Raw genomic sequence first — 26,530 nt, 5'->3', positions numbered from 1 at the left:
GTGAAGGAGGAAATTAACATGAGTAAAATAATTGGTATTGATTTAGGAACAACAAATTCATGTGTATCAGTAATGGAAGGTGGGGAAGCGGTTGTTATCCCTAACCCAGAAGGAAATCGTACAACACCATCAGTGGTAGCATTTAAAAATGGTGAACGCCAGGTTGGGGAAGTAGCAAAACGTCAAGCAATTACGAACCCAAACACAATCCAATCAATCAAACGTCATATGGGTACTGACTATAAAGTTACAATTGAGGATAAAGATTATTCTCCTCAAGAAGTATCAGCAATTATTTTACAACACATTAAGTCATATGCAGAGGACTATATTGGTGAAAAAGTAGAAAAAGCAGTTATCACTGTACCTGCATATTTTAATGATGCTGAGCGTCAGGCTACAAAGGATGCTGGTAAAATTGCAGGTTTAGAAGTAGAACGTATTATTAATGAGCCTACTGCTGCAGCTCTAGCATATGGTATTGATAAAGAAGACCAAGACCAAACCATTCTAGTTTATGACCTAGGTGGCGGAACGTTTGATGTTTCTATTTTAGATATCGGTGATGGTACGTTTGAAGTAGTTTCTACTTCTGGGGATAACCGTCTTGGTGGAGATGACTTTGATGAAGTGATCATTGGTCATATGGTTAAGGAATTTAAAAAAGAAAATGGAATTGACTTATCCAAAGATAAAATGGCTGCTCAACGATTAAAAGATGCTGCTGAAAAAGCTAAAAAAGATCTTTCTGGAGTATCACAAACGCAAATCTCATTACCATTTATTACTGCTGGTGATGCCGGACCATTACATCTTGAAATGAATATAACTCGTGCAAAATTTGAAGAATTGTCTTCTGATCTTGTAGAGCGTACTATGGTTCCTACTCGCAAGGCGTTGTCAGATGCTGACCTATCTTCAAATGATATAGATAAAGTAATTTTAGTTGGTGGTTCAACGCGTATTCCAGCTGTTCAAGAAGCAATTAAACGTCAAATTGGTAAAGATCCATCTAAAGGTGTTAATCCTGATGAAGTTGTTGCCTTAGGTGCAGCAATTCAAGGTGGAGTACTGCAAGGTGATGTTAAGGACGTTGTATTATTAGATGTAACACCATTATCATTAGGAATTGAAACAATGGGTAACGTTACAACGAAACTAATTGAACGTAATACAACAATCCCAACAAGTCACTCACAAGTATTTTCAACAGCGGCTGATAATCAGACAGCAGTTGATATCCATGTACTTCAAGGTGAGCGTGAAATGGCACCAGATAATAAGACGTTAGGTCGTTTTCAATTAACAGATATCCCACCAGCACCAAGAGGGGTACCACAAATTGAAGTATCATTTGATATTGATGCAAACGGCATTGTAAATGTTCGTGCAAAAGATATGGGTACAAATAAAGAACAATCTATTACGATCAAATCATCTTCTGGTTTATCAGACGAAGAAGTGGAACAAATGGTAAATGAAGCAGAAGAAAATGCAGAGGCAGATAAAAAACGCCGTGAAGAAGTAGATCTACGTAATGAGGCTGATCAGCTAATCTTTACTACAGATAAAACAATCAAAGATCTAGGTGAGAAGGTTTCTGATGAAGAGAAACAAAAAGCAGAAGAAGCTAAAGATGAACTAAAAAATGCTATCGAAGCTGATGATATGGAACAAATTAAAGAAAAGAAAGAAGCATTACAAGAACAAGTTCAACAGCTCTCTGTCAAGCTTTATGAACAAATGCAACAAGATGCAGAAGCGCAGCAAGGTGAAGAATCAGGTGAAAAAAGCGACGATGATGTAGTAGACGCGGATTATGAAGAAGTAGACAAAGAAAAACAAGAAGACGAAAAAAAATAATACACTAAATAGGAAGAGTCAAAGTCAGGATCCTCTTGACTTTGACTTTTTTTAGCAGACAGGAAAGTATAAAACTTTCCTATCTGCTAAGTGCCACTAAGACTTTCGCCATAAAGCATTAGTGATAAGCCAAGTTTTCTAATTAGCATTTACTCGGTATGATTATTTGCTATTAAAGCTTGAATAATGATAAGATAAAATTTATGCAATAGTGTTGTCGGGAGAGTGATTTACAAGTGAGTAAGCGTGATTATTATGATGTACTTGGTATTGAAAAGGGTGCATCTAAAGAAGAAATTAAAAAAGCATATCGTAAGTTAGCTAGAAAATATCATCCAGATGTAAGTAAAGAAGCAAATTCAGCAGATAAATTTAAAGAGGCAAAAGAAGCTTATGAAGTATTAGGTAACGAGCAAAAACGAGCTCAGTATGATCAATTTGGCCATGCTGGTCCACAAAGTCAGGGCTTTGGTGGCGGTGGCCAGGATTTCGGTGGTTTTGGTGATATATTTGATATGTTCTTTGGTGGTGGAGGTCGTAGTCGAGACCCAAATGCGCCACAACAAGGTGCGGATCTTCAATATACGATGACTTTGGACTTTGAGGAAGCTATATTCGGAAAAGAAACGGATATTAGTATTCCAAAAGAAGAAAACTGTGATACATGTAATGGTTCAGGAGCGAAACCCGGTACCAAGACAAACACATGTTCACACTGTAATGGCTCGGGACAACTAAATACCGAACAAAACACTCCATTTGGAAGAGTTGTCAATCGTAGAGTGTGCCATCACTGTAACGGCTCAGGTAAAATAATTCCTGAAAAATGTAACACTTGTGGTGGAGCTGGAAAAGTCAAAAAGCATAGAAATATTCATATTACTATTCCTGCTGGTATCGATGAAGGACAACAAATTCGCATTGCCGGAAAAGGAGAACCTGGTGCAAATGGTGGGCCTCCTGGAGATCTTTTTGTTGTCGTAGTCGTTAAACCACATGACTTTTTTGAACGTGAGGGAGATCATATTTTCTGTGAGTTACCTTTAACCTATGCACAAGCTGCATTGGGTGATGAAGTTGAGATTCCAACTGTTCATGGTAAAGTTATGCTCAAAATACCAGCTGGAACACAAGCAGGAAAAACCTTTCGCTTAAAAGGAAAAGGTGCTCCGAACGTTCGTGGGTACGGACAAGGTGACCAGCACATTAAAGTAAAGGTTGTGACACCTACTAACTTGTCAGACCGTCAAAAAGAACTATTACGTGAATTTAATGATATAGGCGGTAATGAATCGATTGATGAACAGGAAAACTCTATTTTTAAACGATTTAAAAGAGCTTTCAAAAGTGAATAACGATGTTGGTTACCAACATCGTCTACATACTGCAAAACATTCTTTGTAGAGAAATGAGTGGATCCATATGAAATGGTCGGAAATATGTATTCATACAACCAACGAAGCAATTGAGCCTATTTCAAATATACTTCACGAAACGGGTGCTAGTGGTGTAGTGATAGAAGATCCATTAGATTTAGATAAAGAAAGAGAGAATACGTTTGGTGAAATTTTTGAATTAAGTGCCGATGAGTATCCAGAAGAAGGGGTTTATATAAAGGCATATTTGCCTGTCAATAGTTTCTTAGGTGAAACGATTGATGAGGTGAAACAAGCAGTTAACAATCTTATGCTGTATGACATTGACCTTGGTAGAAACCAAATTACGCTAAGTGAAATTAAAGAAGAAGAATGGGCAACTGCGTGGAAAAAATATTATAAGCCTGTAAAAATATCCAAACAAATTACGATTACACCAACATGGGAAAATTATAAGCCAGTGGCAACTGATGAGATTATTATAGAGCTGGATCCAGGTATGGCCTTTGGAACAGGGACCCATCCTACTACAGTTTTAAGTATTCAAGCTCTTGAGCAATATTTGAAAAGTGATGATGTCGTATTAGATGTTGGCTGTGGTTCTGGAGTATTGAGCATAGCTTCTGCCAAGCTAGGTGCTAAACATGTGTATGCTTATGATCTTGATGATATAGCCGTTAAATCTACCAAATTAAATACTAAATTAAACAAAGTAGACAATAAAATTATTACTAAACAGAGTAATTTACTTGACCATGTTGATATGGAAGTTGACGTTATTGTTTCAAATATTTTGGCAGAAATTATTGTGCGATTTGTTTCGGATGCATGGAAGAACTTGAAGTTCGGTGGGTTATTCATTACATCAGGTATTATTCAAGCAAAAAAACAGATGGTAAAAGATGAATTGCAGCAACATGGTTTTCAGGTAATAGAAATAAATGAAATGGAAGATTGGGTATCCATTATCGCTAAGAAGATTTAATAGAAAGTGGTGCTTGCTTTGCAACGATATTTTGTTCCTGTGACAAATTGGAAAACAGACGTGGTGTATATTACAGGTGATGATGTACATCATATTTCCCGTGTTATGCGTTTGCAGGATGGTGATCAGATTATCTGTAACCATCCAGAAGGTAAGGCTGCAACTTGTGAAATCATTTCGTTGACTAAGGATAGTGTACAAGCAACAATTATAGAATGGCTTAATGAGTCAGTTGAACTTCCTATTGACGTAACGATTGCACAGGGTTTACCCAAAAGTGATAAATTAGATTATGTTTTGCAAAAGGGAACTGAACTTGGGGCTGCCGCTTTTATTCCGTTTAAGGCTGAACGTTCTGTAGTTGTCTGGGACGCTAAAAAAATGGAAAAAAAACTAAATCGGTACACTAAAATTGTTAAGGAAGCTAGTGAGCAAAGTCATCGAACCAAAATTCCGCAGATAATGCCAGTTCTAACAGTAGCAGGGCTCATAGAAGAAGCAGCCAATTATGATGTGTTGCTCTTTGCTTATGAAGAAGAAGCAAAAAGAGAGGATCATCAATCTTTTGGAACTATTTTAAATAAGTTGCGGAAAGATCAACGAATACTGGTTTGTATTGGACCAGAAGGTGGATTTTCTCAAGGTGAGGTTAATCAACTTAAAGAAAATAAATTTTTACCAGTTCGTCTGGGACCTCGGATTTTACGAACAGAAACTGCTCCTTTGTATGTATTAGCAAGTATCTCTTATCATTTTGAAGAACTGAGGTGGGTATAATGCCAACAGTAGCCTTTCATACATTAGGCTGTAAAGTAAACCATTATGAAACAGAAGGAATATGGCGTATGTTTAAAGATCATGGATATGAGCGTGTGGAATTTGATCGACAAGCAGATGTATATGTCATTAATACATGTACGGTTACGAATACAGGCGATAAAAAGAGCAGACAAGTGATTCGTCGTGCAGTCAGAAAGAATCCTGAGGGTGTTATTTGTGTTACAGGATGTTATGCACAAACATCTCCTGGTGAGATCATGGAGATACCTGGTGTTGACGTTATCGTTGGAACTCAAAATAGAAAACAAATGATTAACTATATTGAAGAACACCAAAAGACGCGTGAACCGATAAATGGTGTATCAAATATTATGAAAAACCGTGTATTTGAAGAAATGGATGTGCCAGAGTTTACAGATCGTACGCGAGCATCGTTAAAAATTCAGGAAGGTTGTAACAATTTCTGTACTTTTTGTATAATACCTTGGTCACGAGGGTTACTACGTTCAAGAGATCCAGAAAATGTTATCATTCAGGCGCAACGCTTGGTTGATGCTGGTTATAAAGAGATTGTTTTAACGGGTATCCATACTGCTGGCTATGGTGAGGATATGAATGATTACAATTTTGCAAAACTCCTGAAAGAATTGGAGACAAAAGTGGATGGATTAAAACGGATCCGTATATCATCCATAGAAGCAAGTCAGATCACTGATGAAGTGATTGAGGCCCTCGATAAGTCTGAAAAGATTGTTCGTCATTTACACATTCCATTACAATCAGGATCAGATACTGTGTTGCAACGGATGCGCAGAAAATATTCAAGTGATTTTTATAAAGAAAAAGTAGATAAAATTAAAAAGGCATTGCCAGGTCTTGCAATTACTTCAGATGTAATTGTTGGTTTTCCAGGTGAAACACATGAAGAATTTATGGAAACCTATAACTTTATTAAAGAGATAGGCTACTCGGAACTACATGTTTTTCCTTTTTCAAGACGTACTGGTACACCGGCAGCAAGAATGAGCGACCAAGTGGATGAAGAGGTAAAAAATGACCGTGTCCATCAAATGATAGAGTTATCTAATCAATTAGCAAAAGAATATGCATCAGAGTATGAAAACGAAGTACTTGAAGTGATACCTGAAGAACGTGTACAGGATGAAACTAATCCTAACCAATTAGTAGGGTATACAGATAACTATTTAAAGGTAACCTTTACCGGAACACCAGATATTATAGGTAAAATTGTACGAGTGAAAATAGATAAATCAGGTTATCCTTATAATCAAGGTACCTTTGTCCGTGTTATGGAAGATGAGAAAAATTCAAAATTAATAGCCAAATAATCCCAGGAATACTGGGATTATTTTAGTAACAAGAAAGCATAAACTTTCTTAATTGCATGAGTGCAACGAAGGCTTTCACCATACGTGGTGATAAGTCAAGTTTTTCTAATGATTATGGTATATTTTTTAATAAAACAATGCTAGGATAACCAAAGAAGTACGTACAACTGCGAAAGGGTTGAAGAAATATATGAGGAAAGATTTGGCAAAATACATCGACCACACACAATTAAAACCTGATACAAAAGAGGAGAAAATCCAACAAATTGTTGAAGAAGCGAAAGAATATGGATTTGCATCCGTTTGTGTTAATCCGTATTGGGTTCCATATTGTTATAATTACTTAAAAGAAACAGACGTCAAAGTTTGTACAGTTATTGGATTTCCACTAGGATCCTTTTCAACGGCCACTAAAGTATTTGAAACTAAACAAGCCATCCAAGATGGTGCTACTGAAGTAGATATGGTTATAAACGTTGGAGAGCTTAAATCAGGCAATGACGATGTTGTTAAAGAAGATATACAAGCTGTTGTCAAAGCTGCAAAAGGTGGTGCACTTACAAAAGTCATTATTGAAACTTCTTTACTTACACAAAATGAAAAAATCCGAGCATGCAAGTTAGCAAAAGAAGCAGGAGCTGATTTTGTTAAAACATCAACTGGTTTTTCTGGTGGTGGTGCATCTGTTGAAGACATCCGTTTAATGCGTGAAATCGTTGGTAGCGAAATGGGTGTAAAAGCATCTGGTGGGGTTCGTGATCTTGAGACAACTGAAGCAATGATCGAGGCTGGCGCTACAAGAATTGGTGCTAGTGCTGGTGTAGATATTATTGCTGGAAATAAAGGTACTTCTGATTATTAATATCATATGTTAAGTATGAAGTATGGTTTACTTAAGTTACTTTACACTTATTTTCAAATAAAAGTTGACCAAATTGTTAGTGTATATTATAATAATTTTAGGCATGTGATCTTATACATATGTCTGTCTAATCTTTTTTTATGCTCCGGAGGGAGGGAAATTATCATGTCAAATTCAACTCGCGTTCGTAAAAACGAGTCTCTTGAGGATGCTCTTCGTCGCTTTAAAAAAAGTGTATCAAAAAGTGGTACACTACAAGAATATCGTAAGCGTGAACACTATGAAAAACCAAGCGTAAAACGCAAAAAGAAATCTGAGGCTGCAAGAAAGCGTAAATTCTAAAGAGGGTGCCAAATATGTCATTATTAGAACAGCTTAATCTTGATATGAAACAAGCAATGAAGAATAAAGACAAGGATACCCTTAGTGTTATTCGTATGGTAAAAGCTTCATTACAAAATGAATCGATTAAACTTGGTAAAGATGAGCTTTCAGAAGACGAAGAATTAACTATTCTGTCGAGAGAGTTAAAACAAAGAAAAGATTCCCTCCAAGAATTTAAATCAGCTGGACGCGATGATCTTGTTGAAAAGCTTGAAATTGAAATCAATATTTTACAAGAATATATGCCAAAGCAGCTATCTAATGATGAACTTGAAGCAATAGTTCAGTCAACGATTCAAGAAGTTAATGCAACATCTAAAAAAGAGATGGGTAAAGTTATGAGTGCTATTATGCCTAAAGTTAAAGGCAAGGCTGATGGTAGTCAGATTAATAAACTTGTGAATAAACATCTAAGTTAATACCTATCATTTATATGAAAATAGGAAGAAGTCCTTGTCAAACTTAAATTTTGGCAAGGACTTTTGTATATTTACTATTTATTTTAAGTGCAAAGTGTATCATACATGAAATTGAATGTGATACTATTTATGTTATAGTAATCTTCTAATTTATGCATACAGGAATTTTAATTAGAATGAAACCTAATACGTTATAATAACGTATAGTAAATATGTTCAATAAAAAAGGAGGTGTTAAAATTGAAGGGTAAACTGTTTACCATATACATAATATTAGGTTTGGCAATTATAACTGCGTTTTCGATAAAGCCACCTGAGCTATTGTACGCAGAGGAAGATGGTTCAGGTAAATTAGTGTATGTTATTCCGATTGAAAAAGAAGTGGAGCGGGGATTACAGGCTTTCTTGTCTCGTACAACTGAAGAAGCGATTGAACAGGGAGCCGATCATATTATTTTTGAGATTGACACTCCTGGGGGGAGAGTAGATTCAGCAGGACAGATTGCAAGTATTCTCCAACAATTAGATATTCCTACATCTTCCTTTATTGTTAATGAAGCAATGTCAGCAGGTTCGTATATAGCTCTAAATACAGACACAATATATATGAAGCCACATGCTACGATGGGGGCAAGCGGGGTTATAAATCAAGACGGAACAGCAGCTGACAAGAAAGCACAATCAGCTTGGTTGGAGAGAATGAGAACCTCAGCAGAATCAAATGGGAGAGATCCTTTATACGCTGCAGCTATGACTGATTCCAGTATTGATCTTCCTGAGTACAATGCTGGAGAAGGGAAGTTTCTAACCTTGGGTCCTAAGTCAGCACTAGAAGTTGGTTACGCTGAAGGGGTTGTAGATGACCGAGTAGAGTTACTGCATGAGTTAGGTTTATCAAACGCATCAATTGTTGAAAAAGAAACTACTTTCTCTGAAGAAGTTGCTAGATTTTTAACGAATCCAGTAGTCATACCAATTCTTTTATCGGTTGCAAGCCTCGGCTTAATTGTTGAACTGTATTCACCAGGATTTGGGATTCCTGGTACAATGGGCCTTGTGTCGTTAATCCTATTTTTCTACGGCCATATTATAGCTGGATTAGCGGGGATGGAAGCAATTATTTTACTCATTCTTGGTGTTGTCTTAATTATTGTTGAGTTTTTTGTTCCTGGTGGTATTATGGGACTGCTAGGAGTGGGGGCAGTTATTGGTTCTTTGTTAATGTCTGGATACGATATAGGACATATGACGATGAGTGTATCTATTGCGTTTATAGTAGCAGTAATCGCTTCCATTATATTGTTTAAAACGATGGGAATGAATAAAGGATTTTTGCGACACATTATTTTGACGGATAGTACGACAACAGAGTTGGGCTATGTATCTTCTGAGAATCGTCTGGACCTAATTGGGCTCGAAGGTATAACAGTTACGCCTTTACGACCTTCTGGGACAGCAATATTTAACGATGAGAGATTAGATGTTGTATCAGAGGGTAGTTTTATTCAAACTGATAAACGTGTAAAAGTAGTAAAAGTTGAAGGAGTACGCATAGTTGTGAGAGAATTATAATTATTAATAGAACTATATAGGAGGAATTTTAATGGAAATACAAGATCTTATGCCGTTAATTATAATTGCGATTATATTAATTGCTGTTGCTATCTTATTTACTTTTATACCGGTAATGCTTTGGATTAGTGCCCTAGCTGCTGGTGTTAAGGTTGGAATCTTTACGCTAATAGGCATGCGTTTACGTCGCGTTGTACCAAATAGAGTAATTAATCCGTTAATCAAAGCTGTAAAAGCTGGATTAGATGTAAATACAAATCAACTGGAGAGCCACTATTTAGCTGGTGGTAATGTAGATAGGGTTGTTAACGCTCTTATCGCTGCACATCGAGCAAATATCGAGTTAACATTTGCACGTGGAGCAGCAATTGATTTAGCTGGACGTGATGTATTAGAAGCAGTTCAAATGAGTGTTAATCCTAAAGTGATTGAAACACCTTTTATTGCTGGTATCGCAATGGATGGTATCGAAGTGAAAGCAAAAGCTCGTATTACAGTTCGAGCAAATATTGACCGCTTAGTAGGTGGTGCTGGTGAAGATACCGTTATTGCCCGTGTAGGGGAAGGTGTTGTCAGTACAATAGGTAGTTCTACAGCACATACAAAAGTATTAGAAAATCCTGATTCCATTTCACATAATGTTTTAAGTAAAGGATTAGATGCTGGTACAGCTTTTGAAATCTTATCGATTGATATTGCTGATGTTGACATTGGTAAAAACATTGGAGCGATATTACAAACAGACCAAGCTGAAGCTGATAAGAATATTGCTCAAGCTAAAGCAGAAGAACGTCGTGCGATGGCTGTTGCCCAGGAGCAAGAAATGGTTGCACGTGTACAAGAAATGCGTGCGAAAGTTGTGGAAGCAGAGGCAGATGTTCCACTTGCACTTGCTGAAGCCCTACGATCAGGTAATTTAGGTGTTATGGACTACATGAACTATAAGAATATTGACGCTGATACAGATATGCGTGACACAATTGGAAAATTATCTGAAGACAAACAAGATGATCATGACCAGTAAGAATTCAAATGTAAAGGTTAAGGAGGGTTTAGATGGGTAATCTTTTTGAGGCCATTACGGGTAACTTTTTTATAATAGTCGTAATAATCGCTGGGATCATTGGTTTCCTTAGAGATAGTTCGGCTAAACAGAAACAACAAGAAAGAAAACCATCCAATACTCCTAGGTCAACATCTACGCCTTCTGGAGGAAGAAGTCGTTCACAAGGTGACTACCGTGGTAATCAATCCCAACAAACGGTCAGTAGTACGTCGATTCAAGATCAGCAAAATGAACAGATGAAACAAGTTGCTGATAGGATGGGAGCGAAAAAAGGTATTGAAGAACTTCCACATGATGCTATTATTGGTAACACATTGCGTGAGCCACCTAAAGAAGAGTTGTCACACGACCAACTTAAGTTGAGACAACAAATAGGTAATAATTTAACTAAAAAAGGGTTAGTGAACGGTATCATCATGGCTGAAGTTTTAGGACCACCGAGAGCCAAAAAACCTTATCGTAGCGTAATTTCAGAAAGAAGATAATTTCAATAAAACCATTAACAAGGTAATACCTTGTTAATGGTTTTTTCTTTTATATAAAATTTAAAGACTGGGTAATTAAATAACTGTGTAAGCCACGTCAAGCTTCAGCGTCCACGATACATAAGCAGATCGTGTCTTTCAAGGCGCTTCTAGCTTTTATTCTGCTCTAAATAAGTTTTCTTATGGAAGTTATTGTTCTTATCTTTTATTTCAATTCATAAATATGATTGTGAGAGGGGGTTGCATCGTTGAAAACTTGGCATCAAAGAGTCGGCCCATGGTTAATAAAATATCTATCACTTCCTTCTGACGTTGTTCTTGAATTACCTAGAATAACCTTGATTGGCCAAGTACACATATATGTAGAAAACCACCAAGGACTTGTAGTCTATTCAGATTCGGAGTTGAAATTAAAAATAAAAAACAAAGGATTTGTTCAAGTGTCAGGTTCTTCTTTTGTGATAAAAATGATGCTTCCAGAAGAAATATTATTAGAAGGTAAAATTACTGATATTAAATTTTTACCAGAATAATACGTTATAGGGGGAGGAAATGAAGTATATACAAGGATCTTATATAACGGGATATGTAACGGTATTAGTAAAAGGAAAAATGCCAGAGCTGTTTTTTCAGGAATGTGCCAAACGGGAGATTATCGTATGGAATATAAAAAAAGAGTCTCCAGATAGTTGTAAGGGTAATGTTAAGCTTGGTGACATACCGGCTCTAAAGAAAATTAAACGGAAATCAACTTATAAACTAACATTTATCGACAAAAAAGGTTCACCATTTATCATAAGTAAATTTTTAAAAAGAAAAGAAGTAATAGCTGGACTAGCAATGGCATTTTTGTTAACTCTCTTTTTATCAAATATAATTTGGAAGGTTGAAATTACTAGTGTACCTACAGATATTGAAGAAAAGATTATTAAGCAGTTATCTAGTTATGGTGTACATACCGGCGCATGGAAATTTTCGTTGGATCCACCAAGTGATATTCAACAAAAATTAGTTCACGATATACCTGAGTTATTATGGGTAGGTGTACATCAAAAAGGGACAACCTATTACTTAGAAGGAGTAGAAAAACTAGTAGTCGAAGAAAAAAAGGAAGAGGGGCCCAGAAATTTAGTAGCAACAAAAAAAGGTGTAATTAATAATATATATGTATCCAAGGGAATTCCAAGGGTCAATGTAAATGATTACGTTGAACCAGGAGATATATTAGTTTCTGGGGAAATCGGTTCGGTAAAAGAGAACGATGAAGAAGACAAAGATAAAAAAGATGAAAAAGATAAAAAAGAAAACACCAGATCAATCGCGGCCGAAGGAGAGATTACCGCAACAACATGGTATGAAACTAACGTAACAGTTCCATTGGAAACGAATTACGAACAGTTGACCGGGAATAAAAAGAATAAATATTATTTAAAGATTGGTACTGTACAAGTTCCTATTTGGGGGTTTAAAAAACCAGATTACAAGGAAATTCATCGTGAAACAAATGTGCAATCACTTAATATTTTAAAATGGCAACTTCCTGTTAAAATTGTTACGTCTATTTTAAGTGAAAAGATGTATAATAAAATTGATAGAAGTAAAGAGGAAGCAATTTCACATGGGATTCAGCAGGCAAGAAAAGAATTACAGCTTCGATTAGGACCTGATGCGAAAATACAATCAGAAAAAGTTTTGCATCAATCAATTGAGAGTGGTAAAGTAAAATTAACCTTATATATTACTGTAGAAGAAAATATTGCCAAAGCAGAACCTATAACTCAAGGAGATTGATTATGTCGGATAACCTAAGTGTTATTAATCTACAATTAACGAGCCCAAGTGAAGCATTAGCTTTGTTTGGTACCAATGATAAATATTTAAAACAAATTGAAGAACAGCTACACGTTTCCATTATTACCAGAGGGGAACAGGTAAGTGTATCTGGAAATGATGATGACATAGCACTCGTTCAAGATATTTTATTAACGCTTTTGTCAATTATTAGAAAAGGATTAACTATTTCAGAACGTGATGTGGTATATGCTGTTGATTTAGCAAAAGCAGGTAAGATAAACCAATTCGAAACACTTTTTGAGGATGAAATTACTAAAAATGTAAAAGGGAAATCAATCCGTGTTAAAACTTTAGGTCAAAAAAGCTATATTGCTGCCATTAAAACCAACGATCTCGTATTTAGTATTGGGCCTGCCGGGACAGGAAAAACCTATCTGGCAGTAGTTATGGCAGTCCATGCATTAAAGAATGGACTTGTGAAAAAAATTATTTTAACGCGTCCTGCAGTTGAAGCCGGGGAAAGCTTAGGTTTTTTACCTGGGGATTTAAAGGAAAAAGTCGATCCTTATTTGAGACCACTATATGACGCCTTGCATGATGTTTTAGGTGCAGAACATACGATACGCTTGATTGAACGTGAAACAATAGAGATTGCCCCGCTTGCGTATATGCGCGGGAGAACACTGGATGATGCATTTGTGATCTTGGATGAGGCTCAAAATACAACTCCCGAACAAATGAAAATGTTTTTGACTCGACTTGGTTTTGATTCTAAGATGGTTATAACTGGTGATATCACACAAGTTGATTTACCAAAAGGTGTTACATCTGGATTACGAGTAGCGGATAAGCTATTGGGAAAAGTAAAAGGAGTTTCCTTTATTTACCTAAATCAAACAGACGTTGTAAGACACCCATTAGTCCAGCGAATTATTGATGCATACGAAAAAACAAATAATTAACGTATAGTGTAAGATCCCGAATTTACATGGGGGTCTTATTTCTATATTTATGTCACATGTTATGTGGGGGAAGAGGATGGGGAAAAAATCACCTTTTTGGGAATTGTTAAAAAATATAAAAACGAGATGGGTCATAATTGTTCTACCATTGGTTTTTTTAAGCGTCTTTTTCTTTCTCGTAACACTGAACAATATTTTTACACAAACATATGATATTGATCGATTCACAAGTGCTAAGGAAACAATAAGGTCACCAATTACAATTGAAAATCAGCAAGATACAGAACGAAAAACACACGAAACTGTGCAAGCGGTAGAAGACAGATTCGTTATATCTGAAGAAATAACAGAAGAGCAAATTGCATATGTCGAAGAAACGTTTGATGCAATAACAAAATTAGGAGAAGACAAATTACATAATAGGCAGTCATCTGATGACGAAAATGGAGATAATCCACCCATAATGCTAACAACGCAAGAAAGAGTAGAACAATTAAAACAAATCCTTTCCTCTGAAATAACAGATGCTGTTAGTGATGGGACCTTCTATCAGTTAATTGAATCCTCACCTAGTGACCGTTCAAGGGGTGAAGAACTATTAAATTCATCTGTGAATAATGTGTTAGAAAAAGGAGTACGAACAGAAAATATTCAAAGTTCTAAAAACGAGGCTGCCCAAAGTATAAAATATTCAACCTTAGATAATAACCTCAAAGAAGCATTAACAGACCTCAGTGAATTTGCAATTGTAGAGAACTCCTTTTTCGATGTAGAAAAAACGATGGATGCGCGAAAAGAAGCAGCAAGCAGTGTAGAACCAGTCGTTATTAGAGCTGGTGAAATCATCGTTCGAGAAGGACAAACCATTACAAACGAAATTTATGAAGATTTAACGTTGGTTGGCTTGTTAAATAATAACCGAAATGTATATCCAGTAATTGGTCTAGCACTTTTAATTATGTTGATTGTTGGTGTTATTGGGTATGAAATGCATTCATTATCTACACAGAAACGATTAGACAAACGAAAAGCCGCATCTATTGTGTTGATTAGCGTGATCGTAATATCATTAATGAAAATCGTTAGTTTGTATACAACGCCAGTCAATCAATTGTTTTTTGTTGTCCCTGTAGCTACCGGATCGTTATTAGTAAAACAATTAATTCACGAGAGGCTAGCTATAGTACTGGCAGCGTTGTACGCCATATTAGGAAGTATCATTTTTAACGGTGATATACCTAATTCTTTAAACGTTGAAGCAGGAGTCTACTTTTTCTTCTCACAAATAGCAGGAATTATCTTTCTAGCAAATGTAAAAGATAGATTGTCCATTGTTCGAGCTGGGATAGGAATGGCTACCATTAATATTATTACGGTATTGATATTTGTATTTCTATCTTTTGAAAAATATACATGGATTGATTTATTTATTCAATCCGGGTTTGGGATTGCTGCTGCTTTCTTATCAGCTGTTTTAACTATTGGACTGTTGCCTTTTTTCGAAACAGGTTTAGGAATTTTATCGGACATAAAGCTGTTATCATTATCTAACCCAAATCAGCCATTATTGCGTAAAATATTAACAGAAGCACCCGGGACATATCACCATTCGATTATGGTAGCAAACTTAAGTGAAACAGCGTGTGAAGCAATTGGAGCAAATGGGTTATTGGCTAGAGTGGGTGCTTACTACCACGACATTGGAAAAACAGTTAGACCACACTTTTTCATTGAAAATCAATTATCGATCAAGAATCCACACGATGTAATTGAACCAAGACAAAGTGCAGATATTATTATTAGTCATCCATATGACGGTGCGGCTATGTTAAAAAAACACAAGCTTCCAAAAGAAATCATTGAAATCGCAGAGCAACACCATGGAACGACATTATTGAAGTATTTTTATTTTAAAGAGAAGGAAACTAATGATAAGGTAAAGGAAATACAATATCGTTATCCAGGTCCCAAGCCGCAGTCCAAAGAAGCAGCAATAGTGTGTATATGTGATTCAGTTGAGGCTGCGGTTCGTTCCTTAAAAGAACCTACAGAGGAGAAAATCGAGGAAATTGTATCTTCCATAGTGAACGACCGTCTGATGGATGGACAATTAGACGAAAGCCCACTAACTATAGAAGAAGTTAAAAAGATTCATTCGGCAGTATGCCAAACATTAAAAGGTATTTTTCACTCAAGAATTCAATATCCTATGAAGGAGGCAAAATAACGATGCACATTGACTTTCATGATCAAACCAATTCTGTTCCATCTGATTATATAGACTTAATACAACGTTTAATAACGTTTGCAGCTGAAAAAGAAACGGTTTCTAAAGAAGCAGAACTATCGATAAATTTTGTTGATAATAAAGAGATTCAGGAGCTTAATCGTAATTATCGACAACAGAATAAACCGACTGATGTTATTTCATTTGCATTGCAGGAATCTGTAGATGGTGAAGTTAATATTGTTGGTGAAGATATTCCTTTAGTACTTGGTGATATTGTTATATCTGTTGATCAAGCAAAAGAACAGGCAGAGGATTACAACCATTCATTTGAAAGGGAATTGGGCTTTCTAGCAGTACATGGACTCCTTCATTTACTAGGATATGATCATATGAATAAGGATGATGAAGTAAATATGTTTCAAAAACAGGAAGAAATCTTAGGTGAGTTTGGGCTTGGACGGTAAAAAAAGAAAGTATTCAATAGGGTTTTCCTTTGCTTGGAATGGTTTAGTATCTGTTGCAAAGAAAGAAAGAAATTTTAGGATTCATTTGCTAGTAATAATCATGGTGATTATTACTGGAATACTATGTCGTCTATCAACAATTGAATGGTCTTTGATTATTATTGTTATCGGATTTGTGTTAGTTACGGAAATGCTAAATACAGTTATTGAAAACACAATTGATTATCTGAATCCAACCATTCATCCTTTAGCAAAAAATATTAAAGATATATCCGCCGCTGCAGTGTTAGTTGCTGCTATAACAGCAATAATCGTTGGTATTGTGATATTTCTACCTAAATTAATAGCGTGGATAAATTAGCCCTTCAATTAGTTGATGGGTTTTTCGTATTAAATAATGGAAACTTAAACGATGTTGTGTCATTATTTATCTTATAAAGAAAAATTTTAAAAGCTTTTGTCGATTATATGAAAGTGGACTACTTTTGTAGTACTATATACTAAATAACTGCTTCGGAGGATACATCAATGGATAATAATTTTAAATCTGGTTTCATTGCTATAATTGGTAGACCAAATGTAGGGAAGTCTACATTCATGAATCATGTTATAGGTCAAAAAATTGCTATTATGAGTGATAAAGCTCAAACTACCCGAAACAAGATCCAAGGTGTTTTAACAGAAAAAGATGCACAATATGTTTTTATAGACACACCAGGAATTCATAAACCTAAGCACCGTCTAGGTGATTTTATGGTTAAAATTGCTGAGGATACATTAAATGAAGTTGATGCTATCTTATTTATGATTAATGCCAAGGAAGGTTATGGTAAAGGAGATCAATATATCATAGATCGATTACAACAAGTAAACCGCCCTGTATTTTTGATCCTAAATAAGATCGATTTGGTCCATCCAGATGAATTATTTCCGTTAATAGACCTTTATAAAAACAAGTATAACTTCGAGGAAATTATTCCTATTTCAGCACTACAAGGAAATAATGTAAAACATTTGCTTAATGTCATAAAAACCCACTTACCTGAAGGGCCACAATATTACCCAGAAGATCAGGTTACGGACCATCCTGAAAGGTTTATTATTGGTGAGCTTATTCGTGAAAAAGTGTTACAATTAACTAGAGAAGAAATACCTCATTCCATTGCAGTAGTTATTGAAAACATTGAAACAAGAGATTCAGATGCAGTTTTCATTCAAGCCTCTATCATTACCGAAAGGAAAACACAAAAAGGTATTTTAATTGGTAAACAAGGAAGTATGTTGAAAAACATTGGAAAAAATGCTCGAAAAGATATTGAAGCGTTACTGGGATCAAAAGTATATTTAGAGTTATGGGTAAAGGTACAGAAAGATTGGCGTAATAAGCAAAGTCAACTAAAAGAATATGGTTTTCGTAGTGATGAATATTAAACATGGTAAAATTTATTACTAATTGTTTTGTTATCTGTGGTCATCCTAATAACAAGTACTTTTTCAAACATGCTATAAAGAAAGGTGGGGTTTCTTGTGATCGACTTTACGTGGAAATTATTTAGTCAAACAGGAAACATTGATACCTATTTACTATTGAAAGAGTTAGAAACTGAACCAAATTCAAATGAATCAAACGTAGAAATGGAAAATCAAGAAGTGTCACCACTAGATACTAATTTGTAAATTTAAATGTTATTGCTAAAGAGATAGGGAAAGGTGAAACTGTGTGCTCGAAAAAATAGATGGTATTGTGATAAAAACACAAGATTATGGGGAAACGCACAAGATCGTAACATTATTTACGAAAAAGTTAGGCAAGATATCTGCCATTGCACGGGGAGCTAAAAAACCAAAAAGTCGAATGGCTGCAGTAACGCAGCCATTCATATATGGTGAATTTTTTATTTACGTAAATACAGGGTTAAGCACTATTCAGCAGGGAGAAATGATTAATTCATTTCGTTTTATTCGAGAAGATATCATTAAGACAGCCTATGCCGCTTATATTACAGAATTGACAGATAAACTCTTTGACACGCATGCTCCAGATGCCTATATTTATGATCAATTGTTTCAAACATTAACCTGGATAGCTGAGAAAGAAGATGCTGAAATACCGCTAATGATGTATGAATTAAAACTTTTTAAAAAAGGCGGGTTTGCTCCTGTGGTAGACCATTGTGTGAATTGTGGAAATAAAGATTCACCATTTGTATTTTCAGTTTCAGAAGGCGGCCTATTATGTAACAGTTGTAAGTATATGGATGAACGTGCAACAACGCTCCTAAATTCTATTGCAAATTTACTGCGGGTCTTTTCTGTAGTTGGAGTGGAACAAATAGGAACGATTTCTGTGAAAGAGGAAAACAGAAAAGTACTGCGACATATTTTAGATACATATTATGACCAGTATGGTGGTTATTTTTTGAAGTCAAAAAAGTTTCTGAATCAACTTGATAAATTGTCCTAGGTATATTTAGTTGACAAGATGTTGTTCATAAAGTATTATTTGAACAGATTTTAGTTAGATAGTAAATTGCAGTGAAAGAGATTAGTACTTATTGATATCTATTTAAAAAGCGAATCCAGGAAAGTGAAAGCTGGATAATAGAACGATAAGGAAGGCACTCTGGAGTAATTGTTGTATAAAGTGGCTCTATTTAATAGAGCAAATAGGGTGGAACCGCGGGTAAAGTCCCGTCCCTATGTCTTTTTATAGACATAGGGACGGGATTTTTTATTGTCTAGGAAATTATAAAATTAGGAGCCTGTGGATAATTTATTTACTGCTTAAGCCACGTCCAGCTCCAGCGCCCAGCGACTAGTGGGCTTCCTGATCCTCCTTACGATAAGTCAACATCGATTCGCTACCGCTCTTCGTGTTTCCTTTATCTCATGCGGATAAGTCCAGCCCATACGTCGCTAAACGGGCGCTTGCGCTTTTGTTCTTTTTTAGCAGACAGGAAATTATAAATCTTTCCTACTGCATAAGTACAACCAAGGCTTTTGCCATAAAGGTTGTAAAACAGGGTTTTAAGAAATTAAGGTTTAAATGACGGGAGGATATAATCATGAAGAATATTCAAGAAATGATATTAACGCTACAAAAACATTGGTCTGATCAGAACTGCATCTTAATGCAAGCCTACGATGTTGAAAAAGGTGCAGGTACCATGTCTCCAATGACTTTACTACGAAGTTTAGGACCTGAGCCCTGGAATGTAGCATATGTTGAACCATCGAGAAGACCTGCTGATGGAAGATATGGTAAAAACCCTAATCGTTTATATCAACATCACCAATTTCAGGTCATTATGAAACCATCTCCAGATAATATACAAGAATTATATTTGGAGTCATTAAAGGCACTCGGCATTGATCCATTGAAACATGATATCCGTTTTGTAGAAGATAACTGGGAAAACCCAACCTTAGGTGCTGCCGGCTTAGGGTGGGAAGTGTGGCTTGATGGAATGGAAATTACGCAATTCACTTATTTTCAGCAAATTGGAGGATTGGAAGCCAATCCAGTCGCGGTAGAATTAACCTATGGGATCGAACGCTTGGCGTCTTATATACAGGATAAGGAAGATGTTTTTGATTTAGAATGGACTAACGGAGTTACAGTAAGAGATATATTCTTCCAACCTGAATATGAACATTCAACTTATACATTTGAAGAGTCAAATACAGATATGCTTTTCCAACTATTTTCTATGTATGAACAAGAAGCGAAAGTAACGATGGAAAAAGGTTTAGTTTTTCCGGCATATGATTACGTTTTAAAATGTTCACATACCTTTAATTTGCTCGATGCAAAAGGTGTTATTTCAGTAACAGAACGTACGGGGTATATTTCGAGAATCCGCAATTTAGCACGTAATATTGCAAAAGCATATGTTGCAGAACGCGAACGACTTGGTTTTCCGATGTTACCAAAAGAGGAGGATAAATAAATGACGAAGGATGTGTTATTTGAAATAGGATTAGAAGAATTGCCAGCTAGATTTGTTGACCATGCAGAAAAACAGCTAGCAGAAAAAACAAAAGACTGGTTAAATGAATTACGTATTGCGTATGACTCTCTTGTCTCTTACTCTACACCAAGAAGACTTGCCGTTTTGGTGAGGGGTGTTGCAGAGGAGCAAACTACTATTGAAGAAGAAGCAAAAGGACCTACCGAAAAAATAGCCAAAGATGCAGATGGTAATTGGACGAAGGCAGCAATTGGTTTTACAAAAGGAAAAGGTAAAACCACAAATGATATATATACAAAAGAGATAAAAGGTACTACTTATATATTTGTGAAAAATAATATTGAAGGCAAACAAACCGCTGAACTGTTACCATCGTTCAAAATAATTATAGAAGCTATTACCTTTCCAAAGAATATGAGATGGGCAACACAATCCATGAGATATGCTAGGCCGATCCGCTGGTTGGTAGCCTTATATGATGAAACAGTTATCTCTTTAGAAATTGCCAACGTAAGTACAAGTAATACAACGTACGGACACCGGTTCCTTGGAGAGCAAATTACTTTAGATACACCAATAGATTATGAAAATAAATTAAAGGATAACTATGTCATCGTAGATCCAAATGCCCGTCAGAAACTTATTCTAAACGGTATTAGAAATATAGAAAATCAAGAAAACGTCCAAATCCCAATTGATGAGAAGTTACTTAATGAAGTACGAAATTTGGTGGAGTATCCTACTGTATTCATGGGTACGTTTAAAGAGCAATTTTTATCAATTCCATCAGATGTATTAATAATATCTATGAAAGAACATCAACGGTATTTTCCAGTAAAATCAAGTGATGGAAAGCTTCTTCCTTACTTCGTTGGTGTTAGAAATGGAGATGATTACGCCCTTGAATCGGTAACAAAAGGGAACGAAAAAGTGTTACATGCACGTTTATCAGATGCTCAATTCTTCTATGAAGAAGATCTAAAACATTCCATCGAATTTTATTTAGAAAAGTTAGAAAAAGTTGTTTTTCAGGAGAAGCTTGGAACCATTAGTGATAAAGTTCAACGGGTTGTGCAAATGACGGAGAAATTGTCTCATTTATTAAATACTGACAACGCAACAACTCGTAATGCAGCTAGAACAGCAGCAATATGTAAATTTGATTTAACTACAAATATGGTAAATGAATTTACTGAGTTACAAGGTGTAATTGGAGAAACATATGCAAATCATTTTGGAGAAGATGCTAAAGTAGCCCAGGCAATTGCTGAGCATTATAAACCAGTTCACTCAGATGACAATTTACCTGCTTCAGTTGAGGGAGCAATTGTTAGTATCGCTGATAAGTTAGATACAATTGTAGGTTGTCTATCAGTAGGGCTTATTCCAACAGGTTCACAGGATCCATATGGACTAAGAAGACAAGCAGTAGGGATATTGAAAATAGTAAAGGAAAACGAGTGGAATGTTTCGATTGAAACACTACTGGATATTGCTCAACAGGTATATCAACAATTGAATTTTGATCAAATAGATTATGGGAAAGTGTTACTTGAACTGCACGACTTTTTCCAATTACGCGCCACCCACCTGTTAAAAGAAGAGGGAATTGAACAAGATGTTATTCAATCTGTATTAGACAAAAGGATTGGTATGATCGGCTATACTATGGAAAAAGCAAGTGTATTATCGTCAAAACGTAATGATGATACATTTAAGCATATCCAAGAAGCACTTGTTCGAATCTTAAACTTATCGAAAAAAGCGCAAGAAACGACTATAAACCCTGTTCTATTTGAGACTTCTTCAGAAAAAGAGCTGTTTCGTAAATTTGAATTGATTCAAGAATCTTACCATGATGTTAATGGAAAGTTAGATGCAGCGAAGTCACTGGAGGAATTAGGTAAATTAGCTGTGCCAATCCATTCTTTCTTCGATCATAATATGGTTATGGCTGATGAGGAAGAAGTGCGCAATAATCGATTAGCACTAGTTAAGAGTATAGCTGATTTAATAGAAGATTTTGCTGATCTTTCCTTAATTGAATGGAAACAGCAGTTTTAGAAGAGACAATGCGCCCTATCTTCGGAAAAGACTCGTTTCGAAACAGTTTTTTAACACTAATTAATATAACACGTTTCCCTATTCACTCTATTTAGGCTATAATATTAGTAAATAGTATGTCATATTTACTGGGTGGTGAAGAAGTGGAATTATCAAAAAGACAAGAACAGATAATAGGGATCGTCAAACAGGACGGACCTATTACAGGTGAAAATATTGCAGAACAGTTAGGCCTCACTAGGGCTACTTTAAGACCAGACTTAGCTATCCTTACAATGGCAGGTTTTTTAGACGCTAGACCACGGGTGGGTTATTTCTATACAGGGAAAACGGGTTCAGAACTCCTAACTGAAAAGATAAGTAAATTCAAAGTTCATGAATATCAATCCGTTCCCATAGTAGTTAAGGAAGATGCTTCTGTCTATGATGCAATATCCACTATGTTTTTAGAAGATGTAGGTACTTTATTTGTTGTTGGTGAACATGCATGTCTAACAGGAGTACTATCCCGTAAGGATTTGTTAAGAGCGAGCATTGGTACGCAAGACTTAAATGCTGTGCCAGTTCATATTATTATGACAAGAATGCCTAATATAACAGTATGCAGAAAAGAAGATTTATTGTTAGATGTCGCTAGTAAACTAATTACTAAGCAAATTGATGGAATACCAGTAGTTAAAGATACGGATCTAGGTTTGGAAGTTGTGGGTAGGATTACGAAAACAACTATTACTAAAGTGTTTGTAGAATTAATTACGGATAATCATATATAGGAAGAGAGGAGCATAAACATGGTTGTTAAACCACTTGTTTACGTTTTATCTGATTCTGTTGGAGAAACAGCTGAATTGGTAATTAAAGCTGGATTAAGTCAATTTAATAATGGAGAATACAAAATACAAAGAATTCCGTATGTTGAAGATGAAGGAACAATTGATGAAACATTACAAATTGCCAAAGAACAGCAAGGCATTATTGGTTTCACCTTAGTTGATCCGAGACTTCGGGAGTATACAAATAAGCGAGCAAAAGAATTAAATATTGAAGCAATTGATATAATGGGGCCGATGATGAAATCAATGGAGCGTGTTTTTGAAAACTCTCCACGCTTAGAACCAGGATTAGTCCATAAATTAGATGAGGACTATTTCAAACGAGTAGAAGCGATTGAGTTTGCTGTTAAATACGATGATGGAAGAGACCCGCGTGGTATAGCAAGGGCTGATATTATCTTGGTTGGCATTTCTCGTACTTCTAAAACGCCTTTATCACAATACTTAGCTCATAAGCGCTTAAAGGTTGCCAACGTTCCAATTGTTCCTGAAGTGGATCCACCTGAAGAATTGTTTGAAGTGGACCCATCTAAGTGTATTGGATTACAGATAAGTCCTGAGAAATTATTTGATATTAGAAAAGAACGACTAAAAGCATTAGGTCTTGGCGATCAAGCAACATATGCAAATTTATCAAGAATAAAAGAGGAATTGGAATACTTTGAAAAAGTTGTTCATAAAATTGGATGTAGTGTAATTGATGTTTCACATAAGGCTGTTGAAGAAACGGCTAATACTATTTTGCAAATGATAAAAAAATAAAACTCTACTAAATAGGAAACATTCTACAGATTTTCTGTAGAGTGTTTTCCTTTGGTAAGATTTTAAATATAAGTATTTTTATTAGCAATTTATCAATTATTGTATTATAATCATTTATTGTGCAAAAATATAGAAAACCTTCCTATAAAATTTATTTTATTGAAATGATTAATGTCGTATATTCTGAAAAATAAGACATTAATAAACAGGAAGGATTCTAATTCACTTATGTAGAATAGAAGAACAAAGGAAGAATGATTGAGTTGCTAACCAATTGTTAAGGGGGTTTATATATTAACTCCAAGAGGTACAATACGTAATATGGGACATGTGTTTACTAAAGACAAATGAACAAATTATGACCAGGAAAGATCCTTCTAAGATTAAAATACATTATAGAAGGAAATTTTTTTCGGGTAATAAAAGAATATTGTCGAATCATGAAGGATTTTCTTTATTCAGTCTCGAATACAAGTAAAGCATGGTGGTTAAGATGGCAAACCAAATACCTGAGGAAACTATTGATGACATTCGAAAAGCCAATGATATAGTGGATGTTATCGGCGAATATGTACAATTAAAAAAACAAGGCAGGAACTATTTTGGGCTTTGTCCATTTCATGGTGAGAAAACCCCTTCCTTTTCAGTCACGCAGGAAAAACAAATTTTTCATTGTTTTGGTTGTGGAAAAGGGGGAAACGTGGTTACGTTTTTAATGGAAATGGAAAACTACTCTTTTCATGAAGCGATATTGTTCTTGGCTGACCGAAGTGGTGTGACATTACCAGAAGGAAGTTATAAACAAGAAAGTTCGCTTACACCTGAGAATCAAACAATATTATCGGCTAGTGAATGGTTAACTAAGCTTTATCATCATTTATTACGTTATACAAAGGATGGAAAAGAGGGCTATCAATATTTTAAAGATCGAGGAATAAGTGATGAAATTGTAGATTTATTCCAACTTGGTTTCGCACCAAATGTAAAGGATTTTACTGCGGAGTTTCTTAAAAAAAAAGGTTTTCATCAACAAGTACTTGTTAAAGCGGGTTTACTCACATTGCAAGAGGATGGCAATGTAACAGATCGGTTCAGAGGTAGAGTAATATTTCCAATTAGGAACCATCTAGGTAAGACCATTGGATTTAGTGGCCGAACTGTGGTTGATCAAGAACCCAAATACTTAAATAGCTCTGAAAGTGAACTTTTTCAAAAAGGTAAAACATTATATAATTTTGATTTAGCAAAGAAGCATATTCGAAAACAAAATGAGGCTGTTTTGTTTGAAGGGTATATGGACGTTATATCAGCTTACCAGGCAGGGATTAAAAACGGTATAGCTACTATGGGAACTTCTTTAACCGAAAATCAAGCTAAATTATTAAAACGATATGTGGACACCGTTATTATCTGCTATGATGCTGATGATGCAGGTATAGATGCAACCTTTAAAGTTGCAAGTCTTTTACGGAAAATTGGATTCCAGGTGAAAATAGCAAATTTAAAGAATAATTTAGATCCAGATGAATTTATTAAACAGTATGGTGCAGATTCATTTATAAATGAAGTAATTAAAGCAAGCCACACATATATGAGCTTTTATATGCGGTATTTGAAAAAAAATTACAACCTTAGTTTAGAAGGAGACCGCATTAAATATATTGAAACTGTTTTAAAGCAAATTGCAGGGATTGAGAGCTCAGTTGAAAGGGAATATTACTTAAAAGAGCTTAGTAATGAATATAATGTAACAATGGACACACTAGTTGAAGAAATTCAAGCTCATCGTCAAAAGATGGGTGTTCATAAGGATAAGAGAGAAAAGAACAGATATACTAATAGGGCAACTAATAATTATCAATCAAAAAAATTACTACCGGCTTTTCATAATGCTGAAAGACAGCTGATTGCATATATGTTGCAAGATATAGCCATAACTGATAAAGTGCAGGAGGAAATAGGAGCATCCTTTAATATAGATGAGCATAAAATAGTTGTTACCCACTTGTATGCTTACTATGAAGAAGGAAATCCTGCTGATGTTAGTTTGTTTGTAGAAAAATTGACAGACGAAACATTGAAGCAGTTAGTAATTGAAATTGCAATGATTCCTGTTTATGACAATATAAGTGATCAGGAAATTAACGATTATATAAGAATAATTAATGCTGAGAGTAATGATATAGCAAATATAAATCAACTCAAACAACAACAAAAAATAGCTGAACAAGAAAATGATCCAATAAAGGCAGCACAAATAGCTATGCAAATTATTGAAATCCGTAAACAATTACTAAATTGAATGATTA

At 35.4% G+C, this 26,530-nt stretch carries 25 protein-coding genes and 1 other annotated feature; all 25 genes read left to right on the top strand.

Going from position 1 to position 26,530, the window contains the following annotated elements:
• Positions 1-18: 18 nt before the first annotated feature.
• The 25 genes from dnaK (at position 19) to dnaG (ending at position 26,523) form a co-directional block, all read left to right on the top strand.
• A complete protein-coding gene (gene dnaK / locus ACFQ3N_RS09025) occupies positions 19-1,863 on the top strand; it encodes a molecular chaperone DnaK (protein WP_390361593.1) in 1,845 nt (614 codons plus the stop codon).
• A 236-nt stretch (positions 1,864-2,099) separates the two neighbouring features.
• Positions 2,100-3,218 carry a molecular chaperone DnaJ gene (gene dnaJ / locus ACFQ3N_RS09020; RefSeq protein WP_390361591.1) on the top strand — a complete coding sequence of 373 codons (1,119 nt, stop codon included), beginning with the start codon at positions 2,100-2,102 and terminating at the stop codon, positions 3,216-3,218.
• A 67-nt stretch (positions 3,219-3,285) separates the two neighbouring features.
• Positions 3,286-4,224: a 50S ribosomal protein L11 methyltransferase gene (gene prmA, locus ACFQ3N_RS09015; RefSeq protein WP_390361589.1), complete on the top strand. Its 939-nt coding sequence runs from the start codon at positions 3,286-3,288 to the stop codon at positions 4,222-4,224.
• An 18-nt stretch (positions 4,225-4,242) separates the two neighbouring features.
• Complete coding sequence (locus ACFQ3N_RS09010) at positions 4,243-5,001, top strand: 16S rRNA (uracil(1498)-N(3))-methyltransferase (protein ID WP_390361587.1); 759 nt, start codon at positions 4,243-4,245, stop codon at positions 4,999-5,001.
• Complete coding sequence (mtaB, locus tag ACFQ3N_RS09005) at positions 5,001-6,353, top strand: tRNA (N(6)-L-threonylcarbamoyladenosine(37)-C(2))-methylthiotransferase MtaB (protein WP_390361585.1); 1,353 nt, start codon at positions 5,001-5,003, stop codon at positions 6,351-6,353. The genes ACFQ3N_RS09010 and mtaB overlap by 1 nt, the downstream gene beginning before the upstream one ends.
• 190 nt (positions 6,354-6,543) lie before the next feature.
• Complete coding sequence (gene deoC / locus ACFQ3N_RS09000) at positions 6,544-7,215, top strand: deoxyribose-phosphate aldolase (protein WP_390361583.1); 672 nt, start codon at positions 6,544-6,546, stop codon at positions 7,213-7,215.
• 165 nt (positions 7,216-7,380) lie between these two features.
• Positions 7,381-7,557, top strand: coding sequence for a 30S ribosomal protein S21 (gene rpsU / locus ACFQ3N_RS08995; RefSeq protein ID WP_390361581.1), 177 nt, complete (start codon positions 7,381-7,383; stop codon positions 7,555-7,557).
• A 14-nt stretch (positions 7,558-7,571) separates the two neighbouring features.
• Positions 7,572-8,018, top strand: a complete 447-nt coding sequence (locus ACFQ3N_RS08990) for a GatB/YqeY domain-containing protein (RefSeq protein ID WP_390361579.1) — start codon at positions 7,572-7,574, stop codon at positions 8,016-8,018.
• Between the two features lie 240 nt (positions 8,019-8,258).
• Positions 8,259-9,590, top strand: a complete 1,332-nt coding sequence (locus tag ACFQ3N_RS08985; protein WP_390361577.1) for an NfeD family protein — start codon at positions 8,259-8,261, stop codon at positions 9,588-9,590.
• Between the two features lie 31 nt (positions 9,591-9,621).
• Positions 9,622-10,614 carry a flotillin-like protein FloA gene (floA, locus tag ACFQ3N_RS08980; RefSeq protein ID WP_390361575.1) on the top strand — a complete coding sequence of 331 codons (993 nt, stop codon included), beginning with the start codon at positions 9,622-9,624 and terminating at the stop codon, positions 10,612-10,614.
• Between the two features lie 32 nt (positions 10,615-10,646).
• Entirely contained in the window at positions 10,647-11,141 is a 495-nt protein-coding gene (locus ACFQ3N_RS08975; protein WP_390361573.1) for a hypothetical protein, read from the top strand.
• A 248-nt stretch (positions 11,142-11,389) separates the two neighbouring features.
• A complete protein-coding gene (gene yqfC, locus ACFQ3N_RS08970; protein ID WP_390361571.1) occupies positions 11,390-11,674 on the top strand; it encodes a sporulation protein YqfC in 285 nt (94 codons plus the stop codon).
• 19 nt (positions 11,675-11,693) lie between these two features.
• Complete coding sequence (yqfD, locus tag ACFQ3N_RS08965; protein WP_390361569.1) at positions 11,694-12,932, top strand: sporulation protein YqfD; 1,239 nt, start codon at positions 11,694-11,696, stop codon at positions 12,930-12,932.
• 2 nt (positions 12,933-12,934) lie between these two features.
• The gene (locus ACFQ3N_RS08960) at positions 12,935-13,897 is read left to right on the top strand and encodes a PhoH family protein (protein WP_390361567.1); all 963 of its coding nucleotides are present in this window, start codon (positions 12,935-12,937) and stop codon (positions 13,895-13,897) included.
• Positions 13,898-13,973: 76 nt separating this feature from the next.
• Positions 13,974-16,124 (top strand): HD family phosphohydrolase, encoded by a 2,151-nt coding sequence (locus ACFQ3N_RS08955; protein WP_390361565.1) that lies wholly within the window; start codon positions 13,974-13,976, stop codon positions 16,122-16,124.
• Between the two features lie 2 nt (positions 16,125-16,126).
• Positions 16,127-16,591: an rRNA maturation RNase YbeY gene (gene ybeY / locus ACFQ3N_RS08950; RefSeq protein ID WP_390361563.1), complete on the top strand. Its 465-nt coding sequence runs from the start codon at positions 16,127-16,129 to the stop codon at positions 16,589-16,591.
• On the top strand, positions 16,569-16,952 hold the full coding sequence (locus tag ACFQ3N_RS08945; protein WP_390361561.1) for a diacylglycerol kinase family protein: 384 nt from the start codon (positions 16,569-16,571) through the stop codon (positions 16,950-16,952). The genes ybeY and ACFQ3N_RS08945 overlap by 23 nt, the downstream gene beginning before the upstream one ends.
• Before the next feature lie 167 nt (positions 16,953-17,119).
• The gene (gene era / locus ACFQ3N_RS08940; RefSeq protein ID WP_390361559.1) at positions 17,120-18,022 is read left to right on the top strand and encodes a GTPase Era; all 903 of its coding nucleotides are present in this window, start codon (positions 17,120-17,122) and stop codon (positions 18,020-18,022) included.
• 96 nt (positions 18,023-18,118) lie between these two features.
• Positions 18,119-18,268, top strand: coding sequence for a YqzL family protein (locus ACFQ3N_RS08935; RefSeq protein ID WP_390361557.1), 150 nt, complete (start codon positions 18,119-18,121; stop codon positions 18,266-18,268).
• 43 nt (positions 18,269-18,311) lie between these two features.
• Positions 18,312-19,055 carry a DNA repair protein RecO gene (gene recO, locus ACFQ3N_RS08930; protein WP_390361555.1) on the top strand — a complete coding sequence of 248 codons (744 nt, stop codon included), beginning with the start codon at positions 18,312-18,314 and terminating at the stop codon, positions 19,053-19,055.
• A 62-nt stretch (positions 19,056-19,117) separates the two neighbouring features.
• Positions 19,118-19,293 (top strand) — a binding site (T-box leader).
• A 363-nt stretch (positions 19,294-19,656) separates the two neighbouring features.
• On the top strand, positions 19,657-20,541 hold the full coding sequence (glyQ, locus tag ACFQ3N_RS08925) for a glycine--tRNA ligase subunit alpha (protein WP_390361553.1): 885 nt from the start codon (positions 19,657-19,659) through the stop codon (positions 20,539-20,541).
• Entirely contained in the window at positions 20,542-22,626 is a 2,085-nt protein-coding gene (gene glyS, locus ACFQ3N_RS08920) for a glycine--tRNA ligase subunit beta (protein ID WP_390361551.1), read from the top strand.
• 143 nt (positions 22,627-22,769) lie between these two features.
• The gene (locus ACFQ3N_RS08915) at positions 22,770-23,399 is read left to right on the top strand and encodes a helix-turn-helix transcriptional regulator (RefSeq protein ID WP_390361549.1); all 630 of its coding nucleotides are present in this window, start codon (positions 22,770-22,772) and stop codon (positions 23,397-23,399) included.
• An 18-nt stretch (positions 23,400-23,417) separates the two neighbouring features.
• Complete coding sequence (locus ACFQ3N_RS08910) at positions 23,418-24,221, top strand: pyruvate, water dikinase regulatory protein (protein WP_390361547.1); 804 nt, start codon at positions 23,418-23,420, stop codon at positions 24,219-24,221.
• Positions 24,222-24,714: 493 nt separating this feature from the next.
• A complete protein-coding gene (gene dnaG / locus ACFQ3N_RS08905) occupies positions 24,715-26,523 on the top strand; it encodes a DNA primase (RefSeq protein WP_390361545.1) in 1,809 nt (602 codons plus the stop codon).
• The last annotated feature ends 7 nt before the right edge of the window (positions 26,524-26,530 follow it).

Origin of the sequence: Virgibacillus byunsanensis (assembly GCF_042675965.1) — a bacterium.
Taxonomy (GTDB): Bacteria; Bacillota; Bacilli; order Bacillales; family Amphibacillaceae; genus Virgibacillus_R; species Virgibacillus_R byunsanensis.
Note: the sequence above shows the minus strand (reverse complement) of the source record. Positions and strands in the feature narration are given on the sequence as shown.

What these genes read in the sequence shown, in the direction of transcription:
- dnaK (WP_390361593.1), top strand. Translation starts at nt 19, where the DNA reads ATGAGTAAAATAATTGGTATTGATTTAGGAACAACAAATTCATGTGTA.
- prmA (WP_390361589.1), top strand. Translation starts at nt 3,286, where the DNA reads ATGAAATGGTCGGAAATATGTATTCATACAACCAACGAAGCAATTGAG.
- mtaB (WP_390361585.1), top strand. Translation starts at nt 5,001, where the DNA reads ATGCCAACAGTAGCCTTTCATACATTAGGCTGTAAAGTAAACCATTAT.
- deoC (WP_390361583.1), top strand. Translation starts at nt 6,544, where the DNA reads ATGAGGAAAGATTTGGCAAAATACATCGACCACACACAATTAAAACCT.
- rpsU (WP_390361581.1), top strand. Translation starts at nt 7,381, where the DNA reads ATGTCAAATTCAACTCGCGTTCGTAAAAACGAGTCTCTTGAGGATGCT.
- ACFQ3N_RS08990 (WP_390361579.1), top strand. Translation starts at nt 7,572, where the DNA reads ATGTCATTATTAGAACAGCTTAATCTTGATATGAAACAAGCAATGAAG.
- floA (WP_390361575.1), top strand. Translation starts at nt 9,622, where the DNA reads ATGGAAATACAAGATCTTATGCCGTTAATTATAATTGCGATTATATTA.
- ACFQ3N_RS08975 (WP_390361573.1), top strand. Translation starts at nt 10,647, where the DNA reads ATGGGTAATCTTTTTGAGGCCATTACGGGTAACTTTTTTATAATAGTC.
- yqfD (WP_390361569.1), top strand. Translation starts at nt 11,694, where the DNA reads ATGAAGTATATACAAGGATCTTATATAACGGGATATGTAACGGTATTA.
- ACFQ3N_RS08960 (WP_390361567.1), top strand. Translation starts at nt 12,935, where the DNA reads ATGTCGGATAACCTAAGTGTTATTAATCTACAATTAACGAGCCCAAGT.
- ACFQ3N_RS08955 (WP_390361565.1), top strand. Translation starts at nt 13,974, where the DNA reads ATGGGGAAAAAATCACCTTTTTGGGAATTGTTAAAAAATATAAAAACG.
- ybeY (WP_390361563.1), top strand. Translation starts at nt 16,127, where the DNA reads ATGCACATTGACTTTCATGATCAAACCAATTCTGTTCCATCTGATTAT.
- era (WP_390361559.1), top strand. Translation starts at nt 17,120, where the DNA reads ATGGATAATAATTTTAAATCTGGTTTCATTGCTATAATTGGTAGACCA.
- glyQ (WP_390361553.1), top strand. Translation starts at nt 19,657, where the DNA reads ATGAAGAATATTCAAGAAATGATATTAACGCTACAAAAACATTGGTCT.
- glyS (WP_390361551.1), top strand. Translation starts at nt 20,542, where the DNA reads ATGACGAAGGATGTGTTATTTGAAATAGGATTAGAAGAATTGCCAGCT.
- ACFQ3N_RS08910 (WP_390361547.1), top strand. Translation starts at nt 23,418, where the DNA reads ATGGTTGTTAAACCACTTGTTTACGTTTTATCTGATTCTGTTGGAGAA.
- dnaG (WP_390361545.1), top strand. Translation starts at nt 24,715, where the DNA reads ATGGCAAACCAAATACCTGAGGAAACTATTGATGACATTCGAAAAGCC.